Origin of the sequence: Hallerella sp., assembly GCF_022776125.1 — a bacterium.
GTDB classification, from domain to species: Bacteria; Fibrobacterota; Fibrobacteria; order Fibrobacterales; family Fibrobacteraceae; genus Hallerella; species Hallerella succinigenes.
The window spans coordinates 1-13,570 of sequence record NZ_JALFIA010000010.1; the positions used below are offsets into that span (position 1 = coordinate 1).

Sequence of the window (13,570 nt, forward strand, 5' to 3'; positions counted from 1 at the left end):
GTGCGGGTCTTTTTCATAATCCTAACCGAGAATTACTTCGCGAACTTTTCGCTGGCCTTCTGCACCTTCGGGTCTGCCTGAGCAGCCTTGATCTTGCGCTTGATGTCTTCTTCAATGCCACGCTTGAGCTTGTTGGCGAGAGCGTCACCAAAACGGTCAGCGAGGGAATCGGAGAACGGTGCCGCTTTCTTCGGAGCCTGGTTAAACTTTCCAGCCGGACGACGACGAGGCTTTCTTGCAGCGGGTTTCTTGCTTTCAGCGGCGGTTGCGGTCTTAATTTCGGTGGTTTCTTTCTGTTCGTTCTCAGCCATTTTTTACCTCGGAAGAAGATGTGTATATAAATTTTCAGCGCCCAATTTAGAAAAAAAAAGTCCATTTTGGGATTATTTGACGTAAAACTGTAGTATAATTCACAAAACGCCCTCCAAAACTTACATTTTACAGACTTTTATACAGACAATCACGTAAGGGATTTTTAGTTTTGCTCAGTGTATAAATCTCTACCAAAGAGGATGAGAATGATGAATAAAAAACTTTTGGCCGCAACACTTGCCCTTTCATGTGGAATGGCATTTGCGGAAACCGGATTGGAAGGTGGCGCCGATGGTTTGCACCAGCAGAGTGCTAAAACTTTAGGCCAGGGCACGATTTCTGCCGGAATCGGTGCACAGGGCGTTGTCGATTCCAAGGCATCCGCCTACAATTACACCTACACAACTGACGGTGAGCAAACGGGCGTTGGAAACTTGATTCCATCCATGTCCTTTAACGTCCACGCCGCCATCGGTATTTTGGACTGGTTGGACTTCGGCATCGTACTCCCGGTTCACTATGATGACGTATATCCGGATAACGATGGCGATTTGTACGGCTGGGGCATCGGCGACTTGCAGACCTGGTTAAAGGTGCGTCTGCCGGTGTTTGATACCACTGACATCGTGAATGTCGCTTTTCTCGGCCAGATGTATATTCCTACCGGTGATGATATTTCCGGCATGCGTCCCCGTCACGCTTGGTACGCAAACCCTTATGGCGGAACCAACGCTTACTCTGCAGACGACTGGGCTTTGGAAGCGAGCCTGCTCTTGACTTTGGATTTCAACCAGATGGGCATTCCATTGCGTTGGAATAACAACATCGGTTACGTTGGAACAATTGGTGAAGGTTCTAACACAATGCTCTACGGCACGGGCTTGAACTTTACCGCCATCAAGGCCGCAGACCTGTTCCTCGAATACTGGGGCGAAATGCGCATTGAAAAAACAACCAAAGTCCACTCTCGCGACCCGCTCCGCGACCCGATGTGGATTACTCCGGGTGTGCGTTTCCACCTCGCTCAGGGGGTGGATCTCGCCTTGGGCTTCGATCTGGGTGTAACAGCGTTGATTCCAGAAGAAAAGCTTAAGAATAAATATGTTGTTGTTGAAAAACGTGACAACGGCAAAAGTACCAAGTACGCCGTTGGGGCTCCGATGTACGGCATGTCCGCACTTCTTACCTGGAAGGGCAATCCGTTTAAGGGCTCCAAGGATAAAGATGGTGATGGCGTCGAAGACAACAAGGACCAGTGCGCTCACACTCCGGAAGGCGTGAAAGTTGACGAAAAGGGCTGCCCGCTCGATGAAGACGGCGACAAAATCCCGGACTACCTCGACCAGTGCAAGGGCACTTCGGCTGGTACCGAAGTCGATAGCATCGGCTGCCCGGTTAAGAAGGATACCGCAGCTGCTGATACAGCAAAGCCTGCCGCAGACACCGCCAAGCCGGCTCCGATTGACACCGCAGCTATCTGCGCCGCAATCTCTGACAGCGATAAGGATAACGTCGCAGACGCTCAGGACAAATGCCCGAATACGCCGGCAAGAGCCATCGTCGACAGCACCGGTTGCCCGGTAGACTCGGATAAGGACGGCGTTGCAGACGGCCTTGACCAATGCCCAAACAATCCAGCAGGAGCCCTTGTAGACAGCACCGGTTGTCCGGTCGACTCCGATAAGGACGGTGTTCAGGACTATAAAGACAAGTGCCCTAATACTCCGGTAGGTACCAAGGTGGATTCCGTCGGCTGCACTCTCGATAGTGACTTGGACGGCGTGATCGACGCAATTGACCAGTGCCCGAACACGCTCCAGGGCGTGGAAGTGAACGAAGTCGGCTGCCCGATTCGCAAAAAGGAAGACTTGAGCAAGCTCCGCAAGGGCATTCAGTTCAAGCTCAACTCCGCAATCCTCACCAAGAAGAGCTACGGTACCTTGGACGATATCGTCGAACTGATGAATAAGTACGAACAGGCTAAGATCGAAGTTCAGGGTCATACCGATAACAGCGGTAAAGAATCCTACAACCAGAATCTTTCTGAACGCCGCGCTAAGACCGTTGCCGACTACATCATCAAGAAGGGTGTCGCTACAGACCGCGTCCGTGCTGCTGGCTACGGTTCATCCCACCCGGTCGCTGACAACAAGACGAAGGCTGGCCGCGAAGCGAATCGCCGCGTGGAACTCATCCCGTTCCACTAATCCGTCTCGTTCTGTAGAATTTGCAAAAGCCCCATCCCGTGGGGCTTTTGTTGTATATATTTTGAGAGAAAATCCTACGAGGAATTTATGAACGAAGAACGTCGAAAGTTGAGAGATGATGTTTACACACAAATGATGCTCGCCCAGGCGCGCCTGTCGAAAGACGCCAACACGCAGATGGGCGCCGTGCTCGTATCGGGCGATGGTCGCGTTCTCAGCACAGGCTATAACGGTGCCCCGGCAAGCTTTGACGACGCCACCATCCCGTACACCCGTGAAAAGCAAAAGCTTGCCTACGATCTTTTAGACGCCGACTCAGGCGCCCTCATTTCGCACCACGAGTTCGAAGCGAACAAGTACCCGTTCATGGTCCACGCCGAAATCAATGCGCTGCATTACGCCCGCGGAAAGGTTCCCCCAGGTTCCAAGCTTTACGTTATCGGCTTCCCCTGCGAACGTTGCGCTCTCGAAGTTTCCCTGTCCGGCGTCTCGGAAGTTTTCGTCACCAAGGACGATTACGACCCCAAGTCCACGCTCAACAACAGCCGCGACACAGCCTACTACATGTTCGCCCAAGCAGGCATCATCGTCACGATCTGCGGCAAGCGCATGCGCCCCGTCATTTCTAAGGTTCAGTGAGCTGCCGAACCCCGCGTCTTTGCGAGCGAAGCTTTATGAGACTCTGCAACTTGTTGCAGTAGTCGAGTTATCCTCTCCGAGGAGAAGTTATCTGATCGCCACCTACTGCATCTCGCTATGACAGCAAAAAAGGACTTCGCTTTGCGAAGTCCTTTTTCTCGGGGTAGCCAGATTCGAACTGACGACATTCTGCTCCCAAAGCAGACGCTCTACCAGACTGAGCTACACCCCGTCGGTGTGCAACAAATATAATAAAAACTCGTCCCTTGCGTAAAGTTTTTTCTCAAAGACTCTTCGCCAGTGTCATTGCGAAAGGCGCAGTCTTGAAGCATACAAAAAGGGCATCGCATGCGACGCCCTTCTCTTTTCAAAAGATTTGAAAATTACTTGTCGGTGAGGAATGCAACACCCGGAAGGACCTTGCCTTCGAGGAGTTCGAGAGAAGCGCCACCACCGGTAGAGGTGTGGGTCACCTTCTTATCTGCACCGAACTTCTTAGCAGCCGTAGCCGTATCGCCACCACCGATCACGGTGATTGCGCCAGCTGCAGTCGCTTCGACAATAGCGTCAGCCATCGCCTTCGTAGCCTTTGCGAATGCGTCGAATTCGAACACGCCAGCCGGACCGTTCCAGACGATCGTCTTAGCGGACTTGATCGCGTCGCAGAAAATTTCCGTAGACTTCGGACCCACATCGAGACCCATCCAGCCTGCCGGAATGCCTTCGGCATCGGTCACAACCTTGTTAGCGGCAGCGGCGTCGAACTTTTCAGCAGCAACGTAGTCGACCGGAAGAATAATCTTCTTGCCAGCCTTCTTAGCCTTTTCGAGGAGTTCCGGAACGAGCTTTGCACCTTCTTCGTCGAAGAGGGAGTTGCCGATTTCGATACCGTCAATCACCTTCTTGAAGGTGAAAGCCATGCCGCCGCCGATGATGATTTCGTCAGCCTTGTCGAGGAGGTTGTTGATGAGGAGAATCTTGTCAGCAACCTTAGAACCACCGAGAATGGCGAGGAACGGACGCGGAGGATTGTTCAAAACCTTGTCGAAAGCCTTGAGTTCCTTGTTCATGAGGAAGCCAGCAGCCTTCTGCGGAAGGTTCACACCAGCCATGGAGGAGTGTGCACGGTGAGCGGTGCCGAATGCGTCGTTCACATACACGTCTGCGAGCTTGGAGAGAGAAGCGCGGAAAGCTTCGACTGCAGCCGGATCAGCCTTGATCTTGGTTTCGGTGCCGTCTTCGTTCTTGACCTTTGCCTTGCCTTCTTCTTCGATGTGGAAGCGGAGGTTTTCGAGAAGGATGATTTCACCCGGCTGAGCCTTGGCACATTCTGCTTCGACTTCTGCACCGCAGCAATCGTTCAAGAACTTCACCGGCTTCTTGATGAGTTCTTCGAGCTTCTTTGCGACCGGAGCGAGCGAGAACTTAGCGTTCACCTTTCCGTTCGGACGTCCGAGGTGGGAAGCGAGAATCACAGCAGCACCCTTGTCGAGAGCATACTGGATGGTCGGGAGAGCGGCTTCGATACGCTTCGTGTTGGTGATTTCACCAGTCACCTTGTCCTGCGGAACGTTGAAGTCAACGCGAATGAAAACGCGCTTGCCAGCGAGTTCAAGATCTTCAATGGAAAGTTTTGCCATCGTAGTACCTTCTGTTAGGTTAGAGTTAAAATTTACCAACTGAAATATAAAAAAATCGTCAGTTTTAAGCGAGCGATTTCAGAGCTTTAAGCGCTTACTGCATTACATGCAAGTGTAACCGCCGTCGACCGGCACCATAATCCCGTTTACATAGCTCGATGCCGGAGAAGAAAGGAAAATGGCTGCGGTATCCAGTTCACCTTCGTTGCCATAGCGTTCCGCCGGAATCATCGTTTTGGCGTTCTGCTGGAAGAAGTCCGAATCCAAGGTTTCCTGGGTGAGCGGGGTGTAAAAATACCCCGGGCAAATGGCGTTTACGGTAATGCCCTTACTGCCCCATTCCGCGGCGAGCGCGCGGGTGAGGTTCACCACGCCACCCTTGGCAGCATGATACGGCGCGGAACCGCAGATTTTATTGCCGACGAGACCGTACATGGAAGCGATATTGATGATGCGTCCGTACTTCGCCGGGAGCATTGCCTTTTTAGCGACCGCGCGAGCGACCTTAAAGGTTCCGCCAAGATCCACGTTCAATTCACCGTTGAACTGATCGTCCGTAATATCTTCTGCCGGAGCGACTGCGCCCGTGCCAGCGTTATTCACGAGAACGTCGATGCGGCCAAACTTAACGAGGATTTCATCGACCGCCGCATTCACGCGGTCGGTGTCCGTAATATCGCACTGAACAGCCATGGTTTCGACGCCGTAGGTTTCCGCGATTTCTTTTGCAACCGCTTCAATCTTTTCTTTGCGACGAGCGAGCGCGACAATCTTTGCACCCTGATTCGCCAAGGCCTTGGCCATCTGAACTCCAAGCCCCGTGGAGCAACCCGTTACAAGAGCCACACGACCCGTCAAATCAAAATAGTTCTTCATTCTAAATCCTCCGTTGAATGGACTTTTTCAACATAGTTAAAAAAGGAAGAAAAAAGTCTTTTTTTTATAAAAAAATCCGCCTTGATCCAAAAGCGACCGGCGGGATTTCTACAAACAAAAAAATTTTACCGACTACGGAAATAATCTTTCAAATCTTCCGGAATGGCGATCGGGCGTCCGCGCTTTACGTCGACCAGAACCCATGTCGTGACCGCCGAAAAAATTTCCTTGCCGTCCGATTTGCGAACAAATTTCGAATGGCGGTTCGTGGAAACCTTGGAATACTCTGGGACCCATGTCGTGCCGACAATTTCATCGCCCAAAAACGCTTGTGCCTTATATTCCACATGCTGCGTTCGAATCATCCAGGCGCATCCAAGTTCACGCATCCGAGTAGTTCCACCGGTCACATCGGAGTGTTCGACGGCAATATCTTGAATCCACTCAACACACACAACGTTGTTCAAATGGTTGTTCTGGTCGATCATCGAATCGTCTACGCGGAATTCCTTGGTATATTCCACAAAATTCGGAATCTGTTCCATGGCTAAATGCATTTATGCACCTCTACAAATTATGGATTGTGCGCAAAACGAGAAAGGAAGGATTGCAAGCGTTCGTTCTTGGACTGTCCAAAAACATATTCCGGAGTTCCCTGTTCCACTACCACGCCGTCATCCATAAACAGCACCTGGTTCGCCACATCACGGGCAAAGGCCATTTCGTGCGTTACAATGACCATCGTCATTTCTTCTTTGGCAAGAGCCTTGATGACCTTCAAAATTTCGCCGGTGAGTTCCGGGTCAAGGGCACTCGTCGGTTCGTCAAAGAAAAGAACCTTTGGATTCATCGCGAGCGCGCGTGCAATGGAAACGCGTTGCTGCTGACCGCCCGAAAGTTCACACGGAAATGCGCGAGCCTTGTCTTCAAGGCCCATTCCTTTGAGCAGGCGCATAGCGCGAATACGGGCGCTGTGCGGTTCGAGTTTTAAAACGCGGATCGGGGCAAGCGTTATATTCTGCAACACGGTCAGGTGCGGGAACAGATTAAAGTTCTGGAATACGAGGCCCGTAGAAAGTCGAATTTCGTTAAGATCCGCCTTGGGAGCGTAACGGATCGGATCTGAACCGGGAACGACCAAGTTCTTGTTGCAAACGCGAACTTCCCCACCGTCCAAGGTTTCGAGCTGCGCAATGCAGCGCAGAAGCGTCGACTTTCCCGAACCCGAAGGGCCAATGATCGAGAGCACGTCGCCGCGCTTCATGTCAAACGAAATATCCTTCAGAATCTGAACTTTCTTTTTCTTCTTGGAATCAAAAAAGGACTTTCTGAGATGTCTAACTTCTAGAATGTGATCTTCCATAGCTCTACCGGTAATAATTCAACTTGCGTTCCAAATAACTGAAGAACACCGAAAGGATCAAGTTTGCCACGTAATAAAAGATGCCCGCGACGAACAGCGGAAAGATACTTGCGTAAGCGGCCTGTTGCTTTTTGGCGAGGGCAAAAAGTTCGGTCACTGCTATCACCTGCGCAAGGGAAGTGTCCTTTACAAGGGTGATCACTTCGTTTGCACTGGCCGGAACGACACGTTTTAAAACCTGCGGCAAAATAATGCGGAAAAAGGTTTGCACCTTGGTAAGTCCAAGCATCGTTGCCGCTTCGTACTGACCCTTCGGAATGGCTTCAATTCCACCGCGGAAGATTTCTGCAAAGTAAGCGGCATAGTTCACCGAGAATGCAAAGATGACCGCCGGAAAACGGTCAAAAGAAAGGTCTGCATTCATCGAGCGCGAAAGGTAATACGTTCCAAAGTAAATCGCAACAATCTGCAGCAAAAGAGGCGTACCGCGCATCACGGAAATGTAGAAGGTGACCGGATAACGAATCACCTTGTACTTCGACATTTTGAGGACTGCGACAAGCAGACCGAGCGGAATCGAGAAAAAAAGAGTAAGTCCAAAAATCGCAAGGGTCGTTCCAAAACCCTGTGCGAGAATCGGAAGCAGATTTTGTATTTCGGAAATCACTTGCCAAACCACTTCGTAGAAATTTCAGCAAACTTGCCGTCTGCCTTCATGGCCGAAAGAAGACTGTCAACCGTGTCGCGAAGCTTTTGGTCCTTTTTGCGGAAGGCGACTGCGTAAACTTCATCGGAAAGTCCTTCGCTCAGAACCTTAAAGCTCTTGGAGTTCGAAGTAATCCAGTACTTCGCTACGATTTCATCGAGGAAGACCGCGTCCACGCCGCCCTTGTCCAAGTCGAGAAGAGCGGTCTGGTTGTCGTCAAACGGAAGGATTTTCGCGGCGGCTTTGCCGACGTTCGATGCGTCGAGGATTTTTTGAGCGGTCGATCCGTTCTGGACTGCAATCTTTTTGCCGGCGAGAGAAGCGAGCGTCGAAAGAGAGGCGTCCTTGACGGTAAAGATCATGCGATTGTTGAGGTAAGCACCGGTGAGGTTCATCGCCTTTGCACGGGAGCTGTCCACCGAAAGGCCGTTCCAGATACAGTCGATTTTACCCGTGTTCAGTTCCTGTTCCTTGGCGTCCCAAGAGATCGGCTGCGCGCGCAGCTTAACACCCAAGCGGGCTGCAACTTCCGTGGCGAGGTCTATGTCGAAACCTACAATCTGGTTGTCCTTGCTGCGGAATCCCATCGGCGGAAAAGAATCGTCCAGGCCGAGCACAAATTCACCTGCCTGCTTGACTTTTTCAAGAGACTGATCGCCTTGTTCTTTTTTAGAATCTTCGCCGTTGCAGGCGAAAAGGACGAACGCAGACAAAAGAATCAACATTTTTTTCATATTTGATGTCCTAGTGGAATGTATGTTCAATGGGAATTTAGAAAAAGGCTCCGCCCATGCGCACGACGGACCCGGTAAATACCACGCTAAACATGAACGTTCAGAGTGTCATTGCGAGCGGAACAAAGCAATCACTTCAGCCGGAACTTTTTGAACGAGAGCGAGGAAGCCACGACAAACGTCATCGCCACCGCCACGGTCAAAATAACCGGCGCAAGGGAAATCGTGTAATAGGCGCGGGCAAAAACGTTCCCTAAAATCAAAAGCAAAAAGACGAACATGTGCGCAATCTGATTCGTAGCACGGGCTGTTTTCACTCGGAGCGAAATAAAGAGCGCAATTCCCGTAAATACAAAGCTCGTTAAAATACCGAGCAAGATAGACTTTGCATAAACGCCAAAATTCCAGAATCCCGTCGCAAGCACATACGCCGTTTCCGCAACCACCACGAACACGAGCGGCAGCGGAATCAGCGCGAGCAGTTTTCCGTAAAAAATCGACGCGGGCTTCACCGGCAAAAGCATCAACAGTTCCAAAGATCCGCGTTCACGTTCGCCCGCAAAACTGTCGGACGCAAGCGGCACGACCATCGGGGCAATCAAAAGGGCGCAGATCAGCATCATCCGCGTAAAGACCATCGGATCGTTTTCTCCCGGGAGCAGCACAAGTTGAGACACAATCAAAAGAATCGGCGGCAAAACAAAAGGGATCAAGAACTTCGGTTCGCGCAAAATCATGCCCAGTTCGTGGCGCGCTATTTTCCAAGTCGCATTCTTCATTTGCCAAGATTTCCTTCCGCTGTCTGGATCGCTCCACGGTAAACCGATTCGAGCGAAGCCTTGCCCGATTCCACATGTGCAATCTTTGCGTTTGGCGGAAAGCCGTTCTTAAAAGCTTCCGTCGATGTGCCTTCCGGCAACTGCACGTGCAGGATGAATTCATCGGTGCAAAGTTCACTCATCTTTTCGGAGCGCAAAATCTTACCCTTGTAAAGAATCGCGTAAGACGTTGCCACATGTTCCATTTCCGAAAGGATATGCGAACTCACGAGGAGCGTTCCGCCGTCTTGCTTTTTCCAATCGGATAAAAGTTCCCAGACCGCTTCACGGGCGCCCGGATCCAAATTTGCCACGGGTTCATCGAGCAGCAAGAGCCTTGGACGGTGAATCAGGGCGCGTGCGATTTGAACCTTTTGACGCGTTCCTTGCGAAAGCGCTCCCATTGCCGTAAAGACGCTCGGCAGTTCTAGCTTTTGAGCGAGAGTTTCGATTCGCGAATCCACATCCTTTACGTTGTAAAAAGACGCAAAAAATTTCAGGTATTCCGCAATCGAAAGTTTGGGATACGTTCCCGGATTTTCTAACAGAATTCCGCACTTTGAAAGGTCCAGACCGCCATCTGAATTTTTGAATTCTTCTGCAATCGAAAGAGCGTTCGAATTTGCCGCAAGGCGTCCGCACAAAATACGAAGGAGCGTCGTTTTCCCAGCCCCGTTCGGGCCGAGAAGCGCTAAGGATTCCCCTGTTTCCAGGGAAAGGTTTACACAATCCAGCGCCAAAAAATCGGACTTGGGATAGGTATAGGAAAGGCCGGAAAATTGAAAGACGGTCCGCATACGTTTCTGCAATTTAGAAATTTCTATATTGCAAGCTATGTCTGATCCAATTTCTAAAGAAGGTTTCGATAAACTGATGGAGGAATGGAAACGCCTCAAATTTGTCGAACGCCCAGAAATGCAACGCCAGGTCGGCGCTGCAGCCGCCGAAGGAGACCGTTCCGAAAACGCGGCCTACACCTACGGCAAAATGCGCCTGCGCGACATCGACCGCCGTCTGCGAGAGCTCGATAAAATTCTTGATCATGCGAAAGTCGTCTCCACCGAAGCCCCGGCCGACGGTTCTATCCGTTTTGGCGCAACGGTAACGCTCGAAGACCGCAAAACGCGCAAAAAACGCGTTTACACCCTCGTCGGCGTCCAAGAAATCGATCCGCTCCAGGGTAGAATCAGTGTAAGTTCCCCGGTGGGTCAAGCTTTGATCGGCAAAAAGAAAGGCGAGATTGTTCCTATCACGGTTCCCCGCGGTGCCATCGAATACAGCATCATCGAGATTGAATACAAATGAACTTCGTCGATTCCCACTGTCACATGGACGCCTATACGGAAAAATCCGGCGTTGAATTTGATACCTGGTGGAACTCGGTCGACCCAAAGCCCGATGCGCTCGTTCACGTTTCGTGCGAAGAGCCGACGTTTGAATACGCCAAGAAGATTTCCGATCAATATCCGAACGTTTACGCGTCTTTCGGCGTGCATCCGCTCAATGCGGATTTTTACAATGAACGCGTGGAACAGGAACTTTTAAAACTCTGGGCTCGGCCAAAAACGGTCGGCATCGGAGAAATCGGTTTCGAATACCATTACGAATGCGCAAGTCACAAAAAGCAGCGTGCAGTTTTTGAGCGCCAGCTCGAAATCGGTTTGCCGTTCCAGAAGGTTTTTGTTTTGCACTTGCGTGAAGCGGAAGAAGATTCGCTGTCCGTGTTGCGGAATGCGAACCTAAAGGGCGCGACTTTGCACGTGCACAGTTGCACGACCAGCGCCCACTTCGTCGATGAAGTTCTGAAACTTCCCTGCCGCGTTTACGTTGGGTTCACCGGAATCCTTACATTCAAAAGTGCGGCAGACGTACGTGAAGCGGCAAGCCACGTTCCACTCGACAGGCTTTTGCTCGAAACGGATTCGCCGTATCTTGCACCGGTTCCGCATCGGGGTAAGGTCAGCCACGCAGGAATGATCCCGGATACGGGAAAGGTTCTTGCCGAAGTCCAGGGGGTTCCCTTCGAAGAGCTGATGATGACCGTTCGACAGAACACGCGTGACTGCTACGGAATTTAAGCGTTTTTTGTTTTCCAATAGAAGCTCCTCAGTGACGAGGAGTTTTTTTTGATACATTTCATTTCTCAATCAAACAATTTTGAGAACATTTTGCATACTATTTAGAATTCAACAATCTTTAATTTTAATCTATTTTACACAATTTCTAGACGTAAACATTTTTTCTATTGACTTTCAGTCCGCTGTTGTTTATCTTTATTTTTGAGAACATTCTCAAACTGGTAAAGGATTGGTGATTATGCTTAAAAAATTCGCACTCTTCTCCTCAGTCGCCTTTGGGCTTGCCACTTCTGCCCAGGCTCTCACAATTAGCAAGTTCGGCGGCTGGTTCGAAACCGTTTACGCCCAATGGGCTCCGGTCAGCGGGGCGACCCGCTACAACGTTTATTGCGACGGCACCCTGATCGACGATGCGCTCGTCCGCACCTATTCTTCTTATGTACGCGCCGATATTCCGGGCGTGACCGCAGGTTCTCACACGATTCAGGTTGCGGCAGTGACCTCTGGATCGGAAACAGAATCCGCCTCCGTGACCGCAACCGCCATTGCTCACGACCGCGCGGGTTTTGCCTTTAACAACGGTCACGTTCCGGGCGCTTACAACACCGATGGTACGCTCAAGAGCGGCGCAGTGGTCATCTACGTTTCTGAAAACACGAAAAATACGGTCACACTCGACGTTCAAACCAAAAGCGACGGCACAACGACCACGTGCAAAAGCTTCCAGGGCATTTTGAACTGCATGAAGAAAGGTTATGAAACCCGCCCGATCGACTTCCGCTTTATCGGAAACGTCACCGATTCCGATTCTCTCGTCGCAGGCGACATGGTAATCGATCTCGGATCTTCGGAAACTTCTTACCTCACCATCGAAGGCATTGGCGAAGACGCTACTGCAAACGGCTGGGGCATCCGTTTAAAGAACGCGCAAAACGTGGAAATTCGCAATCTCGGCATTATGAATGTGGATAGCGATGAAGGTGACGACATCGGTCTTCAGCAGAACAACGCTTACATTTGGGTGCACAACGTGGACTTCTTCTACGGCGATGCGGGTTCCGACGCCGACCAGGCAAAGGGAGACGGTTCTCTCGACTGCAAAAAATCTACGTACATCACCTTCAGCTATAACCACTTCTGGGACAACGGCAAAAGTAACCTTCTCGGCCTTTCCGAAGGTACCTACAGCTACAATTCCACCGACTACTACATCACCTATCACCACAACTGGTACGATCATTCCGATAGCCGTCACCCGCGTGTGCGCTACTACAACGCCCACGTTTACAACAACTACTACGATGGCAATGCAAAGTATGGCGCAGGCAGCACCGAAGGCTCTTCGATCTTCATGGAAGGCAACTACTTCCGTAACTGCAAATACCCGATGCTCACCTCGATGCAGGGTAGCGACCTTTACGCGGGTACGTCCACGGCAAGCAATGACAACGCCACATTCAGCAAAGAAGACGGCGGAACGATCAAAGCTTACAACAACTACATGACGGGCACTTATACCTTTATCCCATACGGTGCAAGTTCTTATGTGAATAAGGGTTCCATGGTGACCGCATCTTCGATGGGAGTGGCCACGACGACGGACTTTGACGCCTATGTGGTTTCTAGCCGAAACACGACCGTTCCAAGCAGCATCACTTCCAAGCAAGGCGGACATTATTACAGCAACTTCGACACCGGTTCCAAAATGTATGCGTATACGGCAGAATCTCCGGAAAACGCGAAGACGACGGTAGAATCCTATGCCGGACGTATGAACGGCGGCGATTTTGATTGGACCTTTACCGATGAGGACGACGCCTCCTACGCTGTGGACATGAATCTCAAGAGCGCATTGCAATCGTACACGGGCTCCGTCAAGAGCATCCAAGGCGACGGAGAAATCGTGATCACCAGTTCTTACAGCACAGGCTCTTCAAGTTCCGCTACATCTTCGAGTTCTTCCGTTTCTTCGAGCAGTTCTAAAACCTCTTCCAGTTCGACCGTTTCTTCGAGCTCTGTTGCGACTTCCGGAACCATTACCGGCGACATCGTCCACAACTTTACCGAAGACGGCGTGGAAAGCGACGTGTTTGAAATCATGGGAAGTCTCTCTACTACCAAGGGTTCCGTAACCTACGACGGCGAAACTCTGACCCGTTGCCTCAAAATGGAATCTTCGACTTCCATCACGTTCACC

The 13,570-nt window shown here is 50.9% G+C and carries 14 protein-coding genes and 1 tRNA gene; 5 read left to right on the forward strand and 10 right to left on the reverse strand.

Annotated features, from left to right (window positions below; genetic code table 11):
• Window positions 1-32 precede the first annotated feature (32 nt).
• Window positions 33-311 (reverse strand): hypothetical protein, encoded by a 279-nt coding sequence (locus MR847_RS01020; RefSeq protein WP_100424240.1) that lies wholly within the window; start codon window positions 309-311, stop codon window positions 33-35.
• A 207-nt stretch (window positions 312-518) separates the two neighbouring features.
• Between MR847_RS01020 and MR847_RS01025 the strand changes: the two genes are divergently transcribed.
• Window positions 519-2,519, forward strand: coding sequence for an OmpA family protein (locus MR847_RS01025; RefSeq protein WP_287722675.1), 2,001 nt, complete (start codon window positions 519-521; stop codon window positions 2,517-2,519).
• Between the two features lie 87 nt (window positions 2,520-2,606).
• Entirely contained in the window at window positions 2,607-3,158 is a 552-nt protein-coding gene (locus MR847_RS01030; protein ID WP_100424242.1) for a deoxycytidylate deaminase, read from the forward strand.
• 158 nt (window positions 3,159-3,316) lie between these two features.
• Here the strand turns inward: MR847_RS01030 and MR847_RS01035 are convergent.
• The 9 genes from MR847_RS01035 to MR847_RS01075 form a co-directional block, all read right to left on the reverse strand.
• Window positions 3,317-3,390: transfer RNA gene (locus tag MR847_RS01035), tRNA-Pro, on the reverse strand.
• A 151-nt stretch (window positions 3,391-3,541) separates the two neighbouring features.
• Window positions 3,542-4,798, reverse strand: a complete 1,257-nt coding sequence (gene pgk / locus MR847_RS01040; protein ID WP_287722677.1) for a phosphoglycerate kinase — start codon at window positions 4,796-4,798, stop codon at window positions 3,542-3,544.
• Window positions 4,799-4,900: 102 nt separating this feature from the next.
• Window positions 4,901-5,674 (reverse strand): SDR family NAD(P)-dependent oxidoreductase, encoded by a 774-nt coding sequence (locus tag MR847_RS01045; RefSeq protein ID WP_100424244.1) that lies wholly within the window; start codon window positions 5,672-5,674, stop codon window positions 4,901-4,903.
• 125 nt (window positions 5,675-5,799) lie between these two features.
• On the reverse strand, window positions 5,800-6,231 hold the full coding sequence (locus MR847_RS01050) for an acyl-CoA thioesterase (RefSeq protein ID WP_100424245.1): 432 nt from the start codon (window positions 6,229-6,231) through the stop codon (window positions 5,800-5,802).
• Window positions 6,232-6,248: 17 nt separating this feature from the next.
• Complete coding sequence (locus MR847_RS01055) at window positions 6,249-7,037, reverse strand: amino acid ABC transporter ATP-binding protein (RefSeq protein ID WP_100424246.1); 789 nt, start codon at window positions 7,035-7,037, stop codon at window positions 6,249-6,251.
• A 4-nt stretch (window positions 7,038-7,041) separates the two neighbouring features.
• On the reverse strand, window positions 7,042-7,704 hold the full coding sequence (locus tag MR847_RS01060; RefSeq protein ID WP_241899371.1) for an amino acid ABC transporter permease: 663 nt from the start codon (window positions 7,702-7,704) through the stop codon (window positions 7,042-7,044).
• Window positions 7,701-8,477 carry an amino acid ABC transporter substrate-binding protein gene (locus MR847_RS01065; protein ID WP_106520332.1) on the reverse strand — a complete coding sequence of 259 codons (777 nt, stop codon included), beginning with the start codon at window positions 8,475-8,477 and terminating at the stop codon, window positions 7,701-7,703. Before MR847_RS01065 ends, MR847_RS01060 begins: the two co-directional genes overlap by 4 nt.
• 131 nt (window positions 8,478-8,608) lie before the next feature.
• Entirely contained in the window at window positions 8,609-9,256 is a 648-nt protein-coding gene (locus MR847_RS01070; RefSeq protein ID WP_287722682.1) for an ABC transporter permease, read from the reverse strand.
• The gene (locus MR847_RS01075) at window positions 9,253-10,092 is read right to left on the reverse strand and encodes an ABC transporter ATP-binding protein (protein WP_287722684.1); all 840 of its coding nucleotides are present in this window, start codon (window positions 10,090-10,092) and stop codon (window positions 9,253-9,255) included. The genes MR847_RS01070 and MR847_RS01075 overlap by 4 nt, the downstream gene beginning before the upstream one ends.
• Before the next feature lie 37 nt (window positions 10,093-10,129).
• Here MR847_RS01075 and greA point away from each other — a divergent pair, with 37 nt between their 5' ends.
• From greA to MR847_RS01090, 3 genes are all read left to right on the forward strand, one after another.
• Complete coding sequence (gene greA / locus MR847_RS01080; RefSeq protein ID WP_100424250.1) at window positions 10,130-10,600, forward strand: transcription elongation factor GreA; 471 nt, start codon at window positions 10,130-10,132, stop codon at window positions 10,598-10,600.
• Window positions 10,597-11,373 (forward strand): TatD family hydrolase, encoded by a 777-nt coding sequence (locus MR847_RS01085; protein WP_100424251.1) that lies wholly within the window; start codon window positions 10,597-10,599, stop codon window positions 11,371-11,373. The genes greA and MR847_RS01085 overlap by 4 nt, the downstream gene beginning before the upstream one ends.
• A 238-nt stretch (window positions 11,374-11,611) precedes the next feature.
• Window positions 11,612-13,570: pectate lyase family protein (locus tag MR847_RS01090; RefSeq protein WP_287722686.1), on the forward strand; the 1,959-nt coding region annotated here is incomplete at its 3' end.